This is a genomic window from Limnobacter sp. (genome assembly GCF_964228395.1).
GTDB lineage: Bacteria > Pseudomonadota > Gammaproteobacteria > Burkholderiales > Burkholderiaceae_B > Limnobacter.
Window position 1 is genome coordinate 1 of record NZ_CAXQZX010000075.1, and the last position, 16,168, is coordinate 16,168.

Here is a 16,168-nt window from a genome sequence, read left to right on the forward strand (position 1 = left end):
TGATGGCCTCGACCGGTATTGTAAAACGCAATGTACTCGTGCAAATATTTTCTGGCTTCCGATGTGGTTTCGTAGGCCCGAAGGTACACCTCCTCGTATTTCACAGTGCGCCAGAATCGCTTAATTACCACGTTGTCACGCCAGCAACCTTTGCCATCCATACTGATTTGTATGCCATGACCTTTGAGCATTTCGGTGAACTCCAGGCTTGTAAATTGACTGCCCTGATCGGTGTTGACGATCTCGGGCTTGCCGTATTTGGTGATCGCTTCTTGAACCGCTTCAACGCAGAAATCCGCATGCATGGTGTTCGACAGCCTCCAACTGAGCACTTTCCTGCTGAACCAATCAATGACTGCGCACAGATAGAGAAAGCCGCGTTTCATCGGAAGGTAGGTGATATCCAAGGCCCAGACCTGATTGGGCCGAATAATGGGCAGTGTTCGCAACAAATACGGATAGATCTTGTGCCCAGGGTGGCGCTTGCTGGTGTTGGGCTTGCGGTAAATGGCTTGAATACCCATTCGGCGCATCAAGGTGATGACTTTGCGCCGACCAACGCCTGCAAAGCCCAAGTGCAACAACTGATCTCGCATCATACGACTGCCCGCATATGGACGGTCTAGATGCAAGCGATCCATCGCAGCCATCAGCGCCAGATCAGACTCAGAAACCGGCACAGACTTGTAATACGCAGTCGACCTGGCCATGCGAAGAATCTTGGTCTGTTTACTCACTGGCAACTCATGGGTCGGGTCGATCATCGCTTTGCGCTCAGCAATCCCGCCTTGGTGAGCGCACTTTCTAAAAAATCGTTCTCCAGTGTCAGCTCGCCAATTTTTGCATGCAACACTTTCACATCCACCGTGGATTCGGCAGGTTTGGTGGCACCAAACACACTGGATGCACCTTGCAGCAATTCAGCTTTCCATTGGGCGATTTGGGTGGCGTGCACATCGTATTTCTGGGCTAGCTCGGCAAGTGGTTGTTCGCCTCGAACTGCTTCTAGCGCCACTTTGGCCTTAAAGTCAGGCGAGTGGTTTCTGCGTGGTCTGCGACTCATGATTTCTCCTTTCCTGGCCAACATTGTTGACCCAAAAAGCAGAGCTGTCATCTTTTATCCACCTGTCCGAATTTCCGGGGCCTGCTCTGTGAAAGAGCGGCCGACTGTTTTGGGCAGGGACTTGTATCAACCAAATTAATAAGCCCTCTTACTACATCGACCTGCGGTACTGGCCACCCACCTCAAACAGGGCCCGCGTGATTTGCCCCAAGGAGCACACGCGCACGGCGTCCACCAGCACCTCGAACACATTGCCGCCATTCATGGCGGTTTGCTTTAAACGCTCCAACATGGGGGCGCATTCGGCCGAGTGGCGTTGCTGAAAATCCGCCAGGCGCTTGAGCTGGCTCTGCTTTTCCTCCTCGGTGGCACGGGCCAGTTCCAAAGAATTTAATGCGTCCATATTCTCATTGGGGTTGGTGAAGGTGTTCACCCCAATGATGGGAAGCGTACCGTCGTGCTTTTGAATTTCATAGTGCATGGATTCTTCTTGGATTTTGCTGCGCTGGTAGCCGGTTTCCATGGCACCCAGCACACCGCCGCGTTCGCTGATGCGTTCCAGTTCGGCCAACACGGCTTCTTCAACCAGTTCGGTGAGTTCTTCAATCACAAACGAGCCCTGGTTGGGGTTTTCGTTTTTGGCCAAGCCCCATTCTTTGTTGATGATCAACTGAATGGCCATGGCGCGGCGCACGCTTTCTTCAGTCGGCGTGGTGACGGCCTCGTCGTAAGCGTTGGTGTGCAAACTATTGCAGTGGTCGTACACGGCAATCAGCGCTTGCAAAGTGGTGCGTATGTCGTTGAAGGCGATTTCTTGCGCATGCAGGCTGCGGCCACTGGTTTGAATGTGGTATTTCAGCTTTTGGCTGCGCTCGCTGGCCCCATAACGCTCGCGCATGGCCACAGCCCAAATGCGACGCGCCACACGGCCCAACACGGTGTATTCGGGGTCCATGCCGTTGCTGAAGAAAAAGCTCAAGTTGGGCGCAAAGTCGTCGATTTTCATGCCGCGCGCCAGGTACGCCTCTACAAAGGTAAAGCCGTTGCTGAGGGTAAAAGCCAGTTGCGAAATGGGATTGGCCCCCGCCTCGGCGATGTGATACCCGCTAATTGACACACTGTAAAAATTACGAACTTCATGGTCGATAAAGTATTGCTGAATGTCGCCCATCACGCGCAGGCTGAATTCAGTTGAAAAAATGCAGGTGTTCTGACCCTGGTCTTCTTTCAAAATATCGGCCTGCACTGTGCCTCGCACCGCTTTCAAAGTGGCGGCCTTGATGGCAGCATATTCTTCGGGATTGGGTGAACGCTTGTTTTCTGCGGTGAATTTGTCCACCTGTTGGTCGATGGCGGTGTTCAGGAACATGGCCAGAATGGTGGGGGCCGGGCCGTTGATGGTCATGGACACGCTGGTGCTGGGCGCGCACAAATCAAAGCCGCTGTACAACACTTTCATGTCATCCAGCGTGGCCACGCTGACACCACTGGTGCCCACCTTGCCGTAAATGTCGGGGCGAAGATCGGGGTCAAAACCGTACAGGGTGACCGAGTCAAAGGCCGTGGACAAACGCTTGGCATCGCTTGCGCTGCTCAACATTTTGAAGCGGCGATTGGTGCGAGCGGGGTCGCCTTCGCCAGCAAACATGCGGGTGGGGTCTTCGCCCTCGCGCTTGACCGGGAATACGCCTGCAGTGAAAGGGAAATAGCCGGGCAGGTTTTCCAGCATCACGAATTTGAGCAAATCGGCGCGACTGGTGTAGCGCGGCAGGCTGACGCGGTTGACTTTCAAACCACACAGGGTGGTCACCGTGAGCGGCGCTTGCAGGGCTTTGCCTCGCACCTCATAGGTGAGCGTGTCGCCCTGGTAGCCCTTGGCCACTTGCTCATAGCTGGCCAGCGCTTGTTGGGCGGCGTGGCTAAGGCTGCGCTGTGTGAGGGCCACAATGTCGTCCATGGCTTCCACGGCTTTTGTTTTGTCAGGCTTGTGTTGCAGCAACAGGGCTTGGGCACGTTGCAGGCTTTCCAGGTCGACCATGGCAGCCACATCTTTGTGCACTTGGGCTTTGTAGCTGCGAATGGCCTGTGCAATCTCGGCCAGGTAGCGCACACGTTCTGCAGGCACCACGGCTTTCAGGGTGGTGGAGTGTTTGGTGTCAATATGCGTAAACAAGCCTTTGGAAGGCTTGCTCAAGGGCAATGCGGCGCGAAGGGCTTTGTATAAGGCGCTGACCCCATCGTCGTTGAACCGGCTGGCCAGGGTGCCATAGACGGGCATGGTGTCAGGCATGCTGGTGAAGGCCAGGCGATTGCGCTGCACTTGCTTGCACACATCCCGCAGGGCGTCCAGAGCGCCTTTGCGGTCAAACTTGTTCACCGCCACGAAGTCGGCAAAATCCAGCATGTCAATTTTTTCAAGCTGGCTGGCGGCGCCGTATTCGGGTGTCATCACGTACAGGCTGAAATCCACATGCGGCACAATGGCTGCATCGCCCTGCCCAATGCCCGGCGTTTCCACCAGCACCAAATCAAACCCAGTGCATTTGCACAGGGCGATGATATCGGGCAGTGTGGGCGGAACCTCTTGAGCGGAATCGCGCGTGGCCAGGGAGCGCATGAACACCCGAGCTTGCCCTGTGCCGCCCTGGGCCGTTTGCCAAGGGCCTATGGCATTCATGCGAATGCGGTCGCCCAGCAAGGCCCCACCCGTTTTGCGGCGGGAGGGGTCCACACACACCACGGCGATGTTCAATGCGTCGCCGTGGTCCATGCGCATGCGGCGAATCAATTCATCAGTCAGGCTGGATTTGCCAGCACCACCCGTGCCCGTGATGCCCAGCACCGGGGTTTTGCTCTGCTTGGCCTGGTCACGCAGGGCAAGCAAAGCAGGCTCTTCCACCAGCCCGCGCTCAAGCTGGGTGATGGCCTGGGTGAGCAAGGGCCATTGCTGCCCCAATGCTTCCAACCCCGGGGCATCCAGCTGAAGTTGCGGGCGCTTTCGTGCATCGCGCACAGCGGCTGCGCGGGCGATCATGTCGCCAATCATGCCTTCCAGACCCATTTGCTGACCATCCTGCGGGCTGTAGATGCGATTGACCCCGTAGGCTTGGAGGGCTTGAATTTCGGCCGGCAAAATCACGCCGCCCCCTCCACCAAACACCTGAATATGGCCGGCACCACGCCTGCGCAGTTCATCGACCATGTACTGGAAAAATTCATTGTGCCCGCCTTGATACGAACTGACCGCAAGGCCGTCTGCGTCCTCGTCGATGGCGGCGTCAACCAGCTCTTGCACAGAGCGGTTGTGGCCCAAATGCACCACTTCGGCCCCCTGGCTTTGCAGCAGGCGGCGAATCATGTTGATGGCGGCGTCGTGCCCGTCAAACAGGGAAGACCCGGTGACAAAACGCAGGGGCGTGGTGTTGTGTTCAGAAAGGGGCTTGCCCACCTCCCCGGTGCTGCTTTTCATGACTGTCTCCTGATGCATGGCGGTTGTTTTCCACCGCTCGTTTGAATTTTGATTCTAACCGATCCATGCGCCAAGCGTAGCAAATCACCAAACCGAGGAAAGAAATCAGCAAAACCGTGGAGATGAGCCAGTAGGTGAGGGGCACGCCGTACACGTGAATATGCAGTTGCGGCACAAAGAGCACAATGCCCAGAATCAGAAGCATCCACACCAGCAACAGCCCGCCGGTGATGCGCCGCACCCGTTGCCAATACAGCTCTTCATGGGCGTTGGGAGGGCGCTTGGCTGGCATGGTGCGCGCCCTAAGCCACGAATTGGGGCTTGAAGCGATACACCGCCAAGGTGCTTCGCAAATTGCCCAACCACTGCACCGCCTCGCCATTGAGGAACAATTGCTTGCCCAGGATTCTGTAGCCGATTTGGGCCAACAGGGCCTCGAAATCCTTGACCGTGCACAGGTGAATGTTGGGCGTGTTGTACCACTGGTAGGGCATTTGTTTGGACACCGGCATGCGGCCCATGGCAATGGACCACACATGGTACCAATGCCCAAAATTGGGAAAGCTCACCACGCCCTCTTTGCCCACGCGGGCAATGTCACGCAGAATGCGTTCAGTGTTGTGCATGGCCTGCAGGGTTTGAGACAAGATCACCACGTCAAACGCTTGGTCTTCAAACATGGCCAAACCTTTTTCAAGGTCTTGCTGAATCACGTTGATGCCATTGGCCACACTGCGTTGCACATTGGTGTCGTCAATTTCTACCCCATACCCAGTGGCTTTGCGGGTGTGCATCAGGCGGGCCAAAAAAGAACCATCGCCACAGCCCAGGTCGAGCACGCGGGCGCCCATGGGGATCCAGCTTTCGATCAGGTCAAGGTCGGCACGTGGCACGGCAATCGGCAAAGGTTGCACATCTTGGCGCACGGCGGGGGTGAGCTTTTTCATGTGGACTCCTTGGCCAGCTCGTGGGCAATGCGCTCAAAGTAACCCCGAACCACGTTGTGGTAGCGCTCGTCGGTCAGCAAAAACGCGTCGTGACCATGGGGCGCGTCAATTTCGGCATACGTGACATCGCGCTGGTTGGCCAGCAGGGCTTCTACAATTTCACGGGTGCGCTCGGGCGCAAATCGCCAGTCGGTGGTAAAACTGACCAACAAAAAGCGGGCTTTTGCAGCGGCCAGGGCCTGGGCCAGATCGCCATTGGTGTGGCGCGCCGGGTCAAAGTAATCGAGCGCCTTGGTGATCAGCAGATAGGTGTTGGCGTCAAAGTACTCGGCAAATTTGTCGCCTTGGTAGCGCAGATAGCTCTCGACCTGAAAATCCACATCCAGGCCGTAGTTGTATGCGCCATTGCGCAGGTTGCGGCCAAACTTTTCGGCCATGTCGTCGCCACTGAGGTAAGTGATGTGCCCAATCATTCGGGCCAGACGCAGACCTCGTTTGGGCAGCACACCATGCTCGTAATAGTTGCCGCCGTGGAAGTCGGGGTCAGTCACAATGGCTTGGCGAGCCACTTCGTTGAAGGCAATGTTTTGGGCGCTTAGCTTGGGGGTGGAGGCAATCACCATGCAGTGGCCCACGCGGTCTGGGTAGCTTAGACTCCATTGCAAGGCCTGCATGCCCCCCAAGCTGCCGCCCATGACGGCGGCAAAGCGTTGAATGCCAAACCGGTCGGCCAGGCGGGCTTGGGCATTCACCCAGTCTTGCACGGTGACAAACGGAAAGTCAGCCCCCCAAGGCTTGCCAGTGGCGGGGTTGATGCTGCCGGGGCCGGTGGACCCAAAGCAGGAGCCCAGGTTGTTGACGCCGATCACAAAAAAACGGTTGGTGTCCAGCGGCTTGCCGGGGCCCACCATGTTGTCCCACCAACCCAGGCTTTTGTCGTCGCCCTCGTACAGTCCCGCCACATGGTGGGAGGCGTTCAGGGCGTGGCAAACCAGCACGGCATTGCTTTTGTTGGCGTTCAGGGTGCCGTAGGTTTCTACCATCAACTCGTAACCGGGCAGGGTTTTGCCGCACTCCAAGGGGAGCGGCTCATCGAAGGCAAAAAGTTCGGGCTTCACGAAGCCCACGGACTGAAGGTCTGACACGGTGTTGATACTTATGGTTTGTGACCGGCCTGTGGCCGCAAGTGTTTGAGTATAAATCGCAAAAGGTCGAACCAGCCGGCAAGTGGGGCAGAAGAGTTGACCTCATTCCTCATGCAGTTGACGCATCAGGTCCTCGATTTTATCAATCTCAAAGCTGCGTGTGATTTTCTTGACCAGTTTTTGGGTGACCTCGAAATCGGACTTCAACAGCAATTCCTTCACATCCAACAGTTGGGATGGATGCATGGAGTACTGGGTCAAGCCCATGCCCAGCAACAGGCGGGTCAAGCGAATGTCACCCGCCATTTCGCCACACACGCTGACGGGCACGCCTGCTTTGCCTGCACTTTGAATGACTTCATGCACGAGGCGCAAAACCGCTGGGTGAAGTGGGTCGTAAAGGTGCGCCACCTGATGATCGACCCGGTCGACAGCCAAGGTGTATTGAATCAAGTCGTTGGTGCCAATGGACACAAAGTCGAGATAATTCAAAAAATGCGGCAGGCTGAGCGCTGCGGCAGGCACCTCGATCATGCCACCGATGGGCACGGCCTGGTTGGCCTGAATGCGGCGCTCCGCCAGTTGTTCGCGGGCCATGTCGATGTAAGTGAGGGCCTGCCGTGTTTCGCGCAGGTTGGTGAGCATGGGCAGGAGCATTTTGATGGGGCCATACTTGGCCGCCCGCAAAATGGCCCGCACTTGGGTCAGAAAAATTGCTGGCTCAGCCAGGCTAAAACGAATGGAACGCAAGCCCAAAGCCGAGGTGGAGCTGACCGGCGGTGCGTTGCCACCCGCACCGTCGAATTGCAGGGTTTTGTCGGCACCCAGGTCAAGCGTTCGCACGGTGACAGGCTTGCCCTTCATGGCTTTGACCACTTTGCGATAGGCCTCAAACTGTTCATCTTCCGAAGGCCACTCCTTGCGGTTCATGAACAGAAACTCAGACCTGAAAAGGCCCACGCCATCGGCACCCGCATCCAACACGCCCTTAACGTCTTCGGGCAATTCGATGTTGGCCAACAGCTCAATTCGTCGGCCGCACTGGGTTTTGGCTTCGGTGTTGATGAGGCGCTTCAAGCGCTGGCGCGACAAGGCCAAGATGGCCTGCTTGCGCTGGTATTCGTCGACCACCATGGCGGCGGGGTCCAAAAACACCGCCCCCACTTTGCCATCCACCACCACCAGGTCGCCGTTGTGCACAAACTCAAGCACGCGAGGCACACCCACCACGGCCGGAATACCCAGGCTGCGAGCCACAATGGCCGTGTGCGACGTGGCGCCGCCAAGCTCGGTCACAAAGGCCCCCACACGGCGGCCTTTGAGCTGCACCATGTCGGCGGGTGAAATGTCGTGCGCCACAATCAGCCATGGGTCTTCATTCTCGCCCTCGGGGGGCAGGGGCAAGGCCGTGGCATGGCCGCGTAGGGCCTTTAATACGCGCTCCACCACTTGGCGCACGTCAGCATTTCGTTCGCGGAAGTAGTCGTCCTCAATGGCGGCAAATTGCGCCAAAAGCACTTCCATTTGCTCAACCAGGGCCCACTCGGCGTTGATCAGCTTGGCGGCGATCAGGGCTTTGGGTTCTTCAGACAAAATGGGGTCTTGAAGAATCAGGCTGTGCAGATTGAGCAGGGCATCAAATTCTGCTGGCGAGTCGCTGCTGATCTGGCCGCGAATGTCGGCCAGCTCTTCGGTGACTCGCTTCACCGCATTGTCAAAACGGCGTTTCTCAAACCGCACAGATTTTTTGTCGATGCGGTTGCGGGGAATGTCCCGCATGGCCGTGTCCCACACCAAGGCACGGCTAACTGCGATACCACGCGACACTGCGATGCCATGCAAGGCCAGGGTCATGTTTGCTCCATCTTCTGAGAGGCGCTGTGCACCTTCTTGTTATCTTTTTTTATTGGTTGAGCGGGTACGCTTTTAGGGATTACTCGCCTTCACCAAATTTATCGTTGATCAAATCCACCAGCGCGGCCACCGCCTGCGCTTCATCGGGGCCTTCGGCCTCCAGCCGAACCTCGTGCCCCTTGCCAGCGGCCAACATCATGACGCCCATGATGCTCTTTGCGTTGACACGGCGGCCTTGTTTGGAAATCCACACCTCGGACTGAAAGCGGCTGGCTGTTTGCGTAAGCTTGACCGAAGCCCTGGCGTGCAAACCCAATTTATTGCTGATGGTGATGTCTTGCTGAATCATCGTGTTGAGCCGGGTTGAATGTTTGTCGTTGTGGCGCAGTGGCGCCGGTGCTGACGATGCCATTTCGACCGCCCATGACCAAACGCTCTGCCACTTCCTGAATAAGCATGTTCCTAAAACCCAGGGCGCGAAGCACCATGGGCAAATTGCAACCTGCCACCAGCACGGTGGGCAGGTTAAGCGATTCCATGCCCGCGCGCACGGCCGCATTTGAGGGGGTGGCCCCAAACAGGTCGGTTAAGAACACCACGCCTGCGCCACTGTGCACGCGGCGAGCCGCGTCTTGTACGGTTTTTACGGTCAACTCGATGTCTTCGTCGGCGGGCACATCGACCACCTCAAAGCCCTCAGGCACCGCGCCCATGACATGTTCAACGCAAGCCAGCATGGCTTTGCCCAACGGTGCATGGGTAACCAGAACAAGACCCAGCATTACATCTGCTCCTGCAAATTGTTTTCTATGGCCTGCACAAAAGTGTCTGCCACCGGGAAACCGGTTTGATCCATGATTTCGCGAAAGCAGGTGGGGCTGGTCACGTTCACCTCGGTGAGGTTGCTGCCGATGATGTCGAGCCCCACCAGCAGCAAGCCCCGCGCCTTGAGCGTGGGCGCCAGCGCTCTCGCAATGTGCCAGTCTGAGTCAGACAAGGGCTGAGCCCGCCCAGTTCCGCCTGCGGCCAGGTTGCCACGGTGCTCACCCTCTTTGGGCAGACGGGCCAAGCAAAAAGGCACCGGCTCGCCGTTGATGAGCAACACGCGTTTGTCACCATCCACAATCTCGGGAATATAACGCTGGATCATGGCGGTTTTTTGGCCATGCTCAGTGAGCGTTTCAAGAATGACGCCGGTGTTGGGGTCGCCCTGCTTCATACGAAAAATTGAAGCGCCGCCCATGCCATCCAGCGGCTTGGCGATTGCATCGGGGTGTTGGGCCAAAAAGGCCCGCAATTGCTCGGCGTTGCGCGACACCAAAGTGGGCACCACAAATTGCTCAAACTGTGCAATGGTGAACTTCTCGTTGTGGTCCCGAATGGCGCGTGGACTGTTAAACACCCGCGCGCCCTCTCGCTCAGCCTGCTCCAGCAACCAGGTGGAGGTGACAAACTCTGCATCAAAGGGTGGGTCCTTGCGCATCACCACGGCGCTTAGGTCTTTGAGGGCCACATCTTCTTGCCCCAACACTTTCCACCAGGGCTTTTGAGCACGGTCCACAGAAATCCAACTGACTTGTGCGCGCACGCCCTGCCCAGTCGCCCAGTGCAAGCCACCATCTTCAATGACACCAACCTTCCAACCCCGGCCTTGGGCCGACTCCATCATGGCAATGGTGGAGTCTTTTTTGGGGTTGAGGCTGGTGAGTGGGTCGATGACGCACACAAAGCTGCGTTGGGTCATGCGGCTTTCTCCACTGGAATGGTGGCATCCAACTCTTGCGAGGCGGCCAGGGCAGCCAGCCGGCCAATGACGCCATACGCATAAAAGCGGTTTACAGCCGCATCGGGACGGTCGCTGCAATCGGGTGTGTTGCAGGGGGTCTCGAAGGCCAAGGGCACGAAATGCATGCCGGGGGAGTTTAAGTTTTCGTCGCGGCCACGCCCGGTGTGAACGCGGTAGAAACCGCCCACCACATAGCGGTCGATCATGTACACCACGGGCTCGGCCACCGCGTCGTCAATGCTTTCAAAGGTGTGCACGCCCTCTTGAATGATCACATCGCTCACTTGCAGACCCTCTTTAATCACCGACATTTTATTGCGCTGCTTGCGGTTGAGCGCCAATACTTCTTCGGGGTCTTTGACCGTCATGATGCCCATGCCGTAAGTGCCTGCATCAGCCTTTACCACCACATAGGGCTGCTCGGTGATGCCATATTCGGCGTACTTGGCGCGGGTTTTGGCCAACACCTCAGAGACGGCCTCGGCCAAAGCGTCTTCCCCTACACGCTCATGAAAATTCAACTGGGAGCGCTGGGTGAAATAGGGATTAATCAACCAGGGATCGATGCCAAGCATGGCGCAAAACGAATCAACCACCTTGTCGTATTCCGCGAAGTGGATGCTCTTGCGCCGTGTGGCCCAGCCCGCGTGCAAGGGCGGCAGCACAATTTGGTCTTTGATGTTTTCAAGAATAGCGGGCACGCCCGCAGACAGATCGTTGTTGAGCAGCACAGCGCATGGCTGCAGGCCATCCACCCCCACCCGGTTGCCGTAGCGTTTAAGTGGCTCGAGCACAATTGACTGCCCATCGGGCAGATCAAAGCGGGTGGGCTCGGTGATTTCGTCTGACACGGAGCCCAGGCGAATATCCAAACCTGTTTGCTTCAAAATGGCGGCCAGCCGCGCCACATTGCTTAAATAAAAGGTGTTGCGGGTGTGGCGCTCTGGCACCAGCACCATGCTGCGCGCCTCGGGGCAAATTTTTTCGATGGCGCTCATGGCGGCCTGAATGGCCAAGGGCAACATGTCGGGTGACAAATTGTTAAACCCACCTGGAAAAAGATTGGTATCCACCGGAGCCAACTTAAAACCCGCATTGCGCACATCGACTGAACTGTAGAAAGGGGGTGCGTGGTCGTTCCAGGCCATGCGGAACCAGCGTTCAATCTCGGTGGTTTTGTCCAACATGCGTTTTTCAAGGTCCAGCAGGGGGCCTGTGAGAGCGGTGACGAGGTGGGGGACCATCTACATTCCAAAGTAAAGCACTGTGCCAAGTGTAGCCGAAAACGCCGCGCTGCCGGGCGTTGCGCCTGAAGTGGCGCAGGGCGCTGGGCCTAGGGTTGGCCCTTTGGAGTGTTGTTCGCCGCGTCTCTGGGCCGGGGTGGCACAAGCAAGCCAACCGCTTGCGGCAGCAATTGAAGCTCTAGCAGGCGCTAAGCCTGACCCGCATGCAACCTGAGCCGCCTTCGCTTGCCCAGAAGCCAGCAGGGGCCATTGCCCCTGCAGCGACCTTCAGGACAATCTGCCCGACCGTGCCAAGAATGAACGGTGCCCCCCCCAAGGGGGCAGAGGCCCGACCCGACCGCAGTTTTGGAGGGCGGGCCTCAGTTCAGGCGAGGCTCAGGGAGGGATTAACAGATTGGCCGTCGCAAAGGGGCATGGGCCTGCTGGATTCAGGGAGCAAGTGAACCAGAGAAGCGAACGGTCTACCGATGCTACCCCAGCGCCGCCTTGATCTGATCCAGCGCCGTCGGATCCTCGATGGTCGTCATGTCCCCCGGATCTCGCCCCTCACAAATGGCCTGAATCGACCTTCGCAACAACTTGCCTGAGCGAGTTTTTGGCAACACATTCACAAAAACCACCCGCGCCGGACGAGCCACAGCCCCCAACTGGGCATCCACCACTTTCATGATTTCCCCCTCAAGGGCTTTGGCTTTGGCGGGGTCGCTAATGGGTTCAGCCGCTTTCAAAATGGCAAAGGCCATCGCCACCTGCCCTTTCACCGAGTCGGCCACGCCAACAACAGCCACTTCGGCCACCGCCGGGTGAGATGAAATGCTCTCTTCTATTTCGCGTGTGCCCAAGCGATGCCCAGCCACATTGATCACGTCATCGGTGCGACCCAAAATAAAAAAGTAGCCATCCTCATCCCGAATGCCCCAATCAAAGGTCGAGTACACCTGCCGGGTGGGGAAACTGCTCCAATAGGTTTTTACAAAGCGTTCATCATCGCCCCACACCGTTTGCATACACCCCGGGGGCAAAGGGCCTTCAATGGCCACCACACCTTTCTCCCGCACTTTGCAGGGCTGCGCGGTGTTTTCGTTCAAAACGTTCACATTGAAGCCAAACACAGGAACACCCGGGCTGCCCAATTTGCCCGGCATGGCTTCAACACCGCGCTGCACGGCCAAAATCGGCCAGCCAGTTTCGGTTTGCCAGTAATTGTCGATCACCGGCTTGCCCAAAGCACCAGAAATCCAGTCGGCCGTGGTTTCGTCCAATGGCTCACCAGCCAAAAACAGCGCCTTCAAACTGCTCAAATCGTACTTGCTCAGGTAGGCCGGGTCTTGCTTTTTCAGCACCCGAATCGCAGTGGGGGCAGAAAACAGCACGGACACCTTGTGGTCCTGCACAATCTTCCACCAAATGCCGGCATCTGGCCGAATGGGCACGCCCTCGTACATCACCGTGGCCATACCCGCAATCAGTGGTCCATAAATGATGTAACTGTGCCCCACCACCCAGCCAATGTCGCTGGTGGCAAAAAAGGTTTTGCCCTTCTCGCCCATAAAAATATTCTTCATTGAGGCCGCCAGCGCCACCGCATAACCCCCCACATCGCGCTGCACGCCTTTGGGCTTGCCTGTGGTGCCGCTGGTATACAGAATGTAGCTGGTGTCTGTGGCCTCGAGCCAGGTGACAGGCACCTTGGCATTGGCCAGGCTGCTACGCAGGCTGGCATAGTCCTCGTCGCGGCCAGCCACCCGCTTGCCTGGCGCAAGGCCCCTGTCCACCAACAACACCGAGCTGGGCTTGTGCTGCGCACGTTCAATCGCTTCATCCAGCAAAGGCTTATAAGCCACCACTTTGCCCGCCCGGCTACCCGCATCAGCCGACACAATCACCTTTGGCTTGGCGTCATCAATGCGCGAAGCCAAGCTGTGGGAAGCAAACCCACCGAACACCACCGAGTGAATTGCGCCAATGCGCGCACACGCCAGCATCGCAAAAGCCGCCTCAGGAATCATGGGCATATAAATCAGCACCCGATCCCCCTTCTTGACCCCAAGCTTTTGCAGCATGGCCGCCGCAATTTGCACCTCTTGATGCAACTGCCTGAAAGTGTAGGTTTTTTCTTGCCCAACCTCAGTGGACACATAAATCAACGCAGGTTTGTCACCCAATTGATCCAGATGCCGGTCAATTGCGTTGTGGCACAAATTGGTCTGCCCGCCCACATACCATGCGGCAAAAGGCGGCCTGGAATCGTCCAGCACTTTGTCAAATGGCCGATGCCAATCCACCAGCTCAGCCTGCCTGGCCCAAAATCCCTTTGGATTGCGGATCGACTCCTCGTAAAAACCCAAATAGGTCCCGTTGGACTGATAATTGTTTGCCTCTGCCACAGCACATGTCTCCTCATCCTTGCGCAAGTGCTTCATCGCCTTGCAAAGTTCTCTACCCAAACTCTAGGAAGCAGCGCTTACGACACTCTGACTGGCGCGAATATTTTTTCTTAATAGAAACGGTTCTTATTTGTCTAATGATTATTATTTGATAGACTAAGCGCTGTAAAAAATTCTCTATCGCAACAAAGGATCAACGCACACATGAACAAGCATTTTAAGAAGCTGATTTGCGCATCTTTGGCAGCCCTGGCTGGCGTGGGCTCCGCGGCTCAAGCCAATGAGCAGGTTCTCAACCTGTACTCTGCGCGCCACTATGCAACCGACGAAGCTTTGTATTCCGACTTCACCAAGCAAACCGGCATCACCATCAAGCGCCTCGAACTGGGCGATGAAGCCCTGCTCGAGCGCCTGCGCAACGAAGGTGCTCGCAGCCCTGCCGATGTCATTCTGCTGGTCGATGCCGCTCGCTTGGCCACCGCCCAACAAGAGGGCATGTTCCAGCCGGTCAAGTCCAAGGTATTGGCAGAGCGAATCCCCACCCAATACACTGGCGATCAGGGTTTGTGGTATGCCTTCTCAGCCCGCAGCCGTGTGATTGTGTATAACAAGGCCACCGTGGACCCCAAGCTGGCACAAAACTATGAAGACTTGGCCAAGCCTGCCCTTAAAGGCAAGGTGTGCACACGCACAGGCTCCCATCCCTATATGCTCTCGCTCATGAGCTCGCTGATTGGTCACCTGGGTGAACAAGGTGCAACCGAATGGGCCAAGGGCATGGTGGCCAACATGGCGCGCAGCCCCAAAGGTGGCGACACCGATCAAATTCGCGCGGTGGCCTCTGGTGAATGTGGCGTGGCGCTCACCAACAGCTACTACTTTGTCCGCCTCATGAACTCTTCAAAACCCGAAGACAAAGAAGTGATTGAAAAAGTCGGGTTTGTATGGCCAAACCAGGCCAGCTACGGCGCCCACATGAACGTGTCTGGTGGCGGGGTTGCCGCCAATGCCCCCAACAAGGCCAACGCTGTAAAGTTTTTGGAATACTTGGCCAGCGACAGCGCTCAGCAATATTTTGCCAACGGCAATAACGAGTGGCCCACCGCCAAGGGCGTGAAAACCAACAACGCTGCATTGCAAAGCCTGGGAGACTTCAAAGCCGACGTAACCCCTGCCAAAACCTTGGCAGCCAACACGGCTCTGTCTCAAAAAATCATGGATCGAACCAACTACAAGTAATTCATCCCTGCAGGCCTCGCCATGCAAACAGCCCCCTGTTCCATGGCGCAAGACCCCTTCATTTGAAGGGGTCTTTTTTATTACACATTGCCTTGAAGCTTGTTACACTCCCGAAAGTCAATCTTGTAACCGGCAAGTAAATTGGTAAAAAAAGCGAACGATAAAAACAAAAGCGCAACACCCGTACTCATCAGAAGTGGATCCATTGAGGCCAAAGCCAGCAAGCGATTGGGCACACGCAAGGTGCCGAAAGAGCAACGCATGGAGCAAATTCTCGAAGTGGCCGGTGTTGTGTTTTCCAAGCGCGGATTCCACTCCACAAGCATGGAGGAAATTGCTGAAGGCGCAGGCGTCACCAAGCCCCTGCTTTACCGCTACTTCGGCTCCAAAGACGCACTGTACCTGGCGACCATCACACAGGTGGGCAATCACCTCATGTCGGGCCTTACCATCCTCATGGCCAACCCAAACCCCAAAGAGCGGCTCAAACTCATCATGCTGAGCTTCCTCACTTTCGTGGACAGGCACCGCGAGGGTTGGTCCGTGCTGTACAACGAAGCGCTCACCAGCGTAGGCCCTGTTGGCGAAAAAGTGGCATTCTTCCGCAACAGCTTTATCGATGCTTCAGCGCGCACCATCGAAGAACTCAACACACCCCAGTCCAAAGGCCCACCGGCCAAGGCCTCCATCGAAGCCGTGGCTTTGGCAAACATCATGGTTGGAGCAGTAGAAGCCGGGGCGAGGTGGTGGATTCAACACCCGGAAATCCCGATCAAAGACATGCAAAAGCTCATCGAGAGCAGCTTGCTGCCGGGCTTATCGAACTGAAGCGGGTAGCGCGCATCCAGTGCTGATTCGCTTGCTCCTTGAAGCCAGCAGGTCCATGCCCCTTTGCGACGGCCAATCTGTATTTCCCTCCCTGAGCCTCGCCTGAACTGAGGCCCGCCCTCCAAAACTGAGGTCGGGTCGGGCCTCTGCCCCCTTGGGGGCACCGTTCATTCTTGGCACGGTCGGGCAGATTGTCCTGAAGGTCG

13 protein-coding genes are annotated in these 16,168 nt (G+C 56.8%); 2 read left to right on the plus strand and 11 right to left on the minus strand.

Annotated elements, in window-relative coordinates:
- From ACEQU8_RS05820 to ACEQU8_RS05870, 11 genes are all read right to left on the minus strand, one after another.
- Positions 1-1,063, minus strand: a protein-coding gene (locus ACEQU8_RS05820; RefSeq protein ID WP_370262206.1) for an IS3 family transposase whose coding sequence is annotated in 2 segments (ribosomal slippage) — positions 1-805 and positions 805-1,063 — 1,064 coding nt annotated over the 2 segments. Because the reading frame shifts where the segments join, the coding sequence is not laid out codon by codon here. This gene is flagged as partial in the annotation.
- A 151-nt stretch (positions 1,064-1,214) separates the two neighbouring features.
- Positions 1,215-4,532: a fused isobutyryl-CoA mutase/GTPase IcmF gene (icmF, locus tag ACEQU8_RS05825; protein ID WP_370262208.1), complete on the minus strand. Its 3,318-nt coding sequence runs from the start codon at positions 4,530-4,532 to the stop codon at positions 1,215-1,217.
- A complete protein-coding gene (locus ACEQU8_RS05830) occupies positions 4,492-4,824 on the minus strand; it encodes a DUF4212 domain-containing protein (protein WP_370262210.1) in 333 nt (110 codons plus the stop codon). The genes icmF and ACEQU8_RS05830 overlap by 41 nt, the downstream gene beginning before the upstream one ends.
- Positions 4,825-4,834: 10 nt before the next feature.
- Positions 4,835-5,479, minus strand: a complete 645-nt coding sequence (metW, locus tag ACEQU8_RS05835) for a methionine biosynthesis protein MetW (protein WP_370262212.1) — start codon at positions 5,477-5,479, stop codon at positions 4,835-4,837.
- Positions 5,476-6,633 (minus strand): homoserine O-acetyltransferase, encoded by a 1,158-nt coding sequence (locus ACEQU8_RS05840; protein ID WP_370262225.1) that lies wholly within the window; start codon positions 6,631-6,633, stop codon positions 5,476-5,478. The genes metW and ACEQU8_RS05840 overlap by 4 nt, the downstream gene beginning before the upstream one ends.
- Positions 6,634-6,726: 93 nt before the next feature.
- Positions 6,727-8,478: a phosphoenolpyruvate--protein phosphotransferase gene (gene ptsP, locus ACEQU8_RS05845; RefSeq protein WP_370262213.1), complete on the minus strand. Its 1,752-nt coding sequence runs from the start codon at positions 8,476-8,478 to the stop codon at positions 6,727-6,729.
- 79 nt (positions 8,479-8,557) lie between these two features.
- Positions 8,558-8,827, minus strand: coding sequence for an HPr family phosphocarrier protein (locus tag ACEQU8_RS05850; protein WP_370262214.1), 270 nt, complete (start codon positions 8,825-8,827; stop codon positions 8,558-8,560).
- Complete coding sequence (locus ACEQU8_RS05855; RefSeq protein WP_370262216.1) at positions 8,796-9,260, minus strand: PTS sugar transporter subunit IIA; 465 nt, start codon at positions 9,258-9,260, stop codon at positions 8,796-8,798. Before ACEQU8_RS05855 ends, ACEQU8_RS05850 begins: the two co-directional genes overlap by 32 nt.
- The gene (gene gshB / locus ACEQU8_RS05860; protein WP_370262218.1) at positions 9,260-10,222 is read right to left on the minus strand and encodes a glutathione synthase; all 963 of its coding nucleotides are present in this window, start codon (positions 10,220-10,222) and stop codon (positions 9,260-9,262) included. Before gshB ends, ACEQU8_RS05855 begins: the two co-directional genes overlap by 1 nt.
- Positions 10,219-11,508 carry a glutamate--cysteine ligase gene (gene gshA, locus ACEQU8_RS05865; RefSeq protein WP_370262219.1) on the minus strand — a complete coding sequence of 430 codons (1,290 nt, stop codon included), beginning with the start codon at positions 11,506-11,508 and terminating at the stop codon, positions 10,219-10,221. Before gshA ends, gshB begins: the two co-directional genes overlap by 4 nt.
- A 470-nt stretch (positions 11,509-11,978) precedes the next feature.
- Entirely contained in the window at positions 11,979-13,895 is a 1,917-nt protein-coding gene (locus ACEQU8_RS05870; RefSeq protein ID WP_370262220.1) for a propionate--CoA ligase, read from the minus strand.
- 204 nt (positions 13,896-14,099) lie between these two features.
- Between ACEQU8_RS05870 and ACEQU8_RS05875 the strand changes: the two genes are divergently transcribed.
- Together ACEQU8_RS05875 and ACEQU8_RS05880 are read left to right on the plus strand one after the other, a co-directional pair.
- A complete protein-coding gene (locus ACEQU8_RS05875) occupies positions 14,100-15,134 on the plus strand; it encodes an extracellular solute-binding protein (RefSeq protein ID WP_370262223.1) in 1,035 nt (344 codons plus the stop codon).
- A 261-nt stretch (positions 15,135-15,395) separates the two neighbouring features.
- Positions 15,396-15,962, plus strand: coding sequence for a TetR/AcrR family transcriptional regulator (locus ACEQU8_RS05880; protein WP_370262224.1), 567 nt, complete (start codon positions 15,396-15,398; stop codon positions 15,960-15,962).
- Positions 15,963-16,168: the final 206 nt, after the last annotated feature.

Coding starts and splice junctions, on each gene's coding strand:
- icmF (WP_370262208.1), bottom strand. CDS start 4,532: ATGAAAAGCAGCACCGGGGAGGTGGGCAAGCCCCTTTCTGAACACAAC.
- ACEQU8_RS05850 (WP_370262214.1), bottom strand. CDS start 8,827: ATGATTCAGCAAGACATCACCATCAGCAATAAATTGGGTTTGCACGCC.
- ACEQU8_RS05880 (WP_370262224.1), top strand. CDS start 15,396: ATGGAGCAAATTCTCGAAGTGGCCGGTGTTGTGTTTTCCAAGCGCGGA.
- metW (WP_370262212.1), bottom strand. CDS start 5,479: ATGAAAAAGCTCACCCCCGCCGTGCGCCAAGATGTGCAACCTTTGCCG.
- gshB (WP_370262218.1), bottom strand. CDS start 10,222: ATGACCCAACGCAGCTTTGTGTGCGTCATCGACCCACTCACCAGCCTC.
- gshA (WP_370262219.1), bottom strand. CDS start 11,508: ATGGTCCCCCACCTCGTCACCGCTCTCACAGGCCCCCTGCTGGACCTT.
- ptsP (WP_370262213.1), bottom strand. CDS start 8,478: ATGACCCTGGCCTTGCATGGCATCGCAGTGTCGCGTGGTATCGCAGTT.
- ACEQU8_RS05855 (WP_370262216.1), bottom strand. CDS start 9,260: ATGCTGGGTCTTGTTCTGGTTACCCATGCACCGTTGGGCAAAGCCATG.
- ACEQU8_RS05830 (WP_370262210.1), bottom strand. CDS start 4,824: ATGCCAGCCAAGCGCCCTCCCAACGCCCATGAAGAGCTGTATTGGCAA.
- ACEQU8_RS05875 (WP_370262223.1), top strand. CDS start 14,100: ATGAACAAGCATTTTAAGAAGCTGATTTGCGCATCTTTGGCAGCCCTG.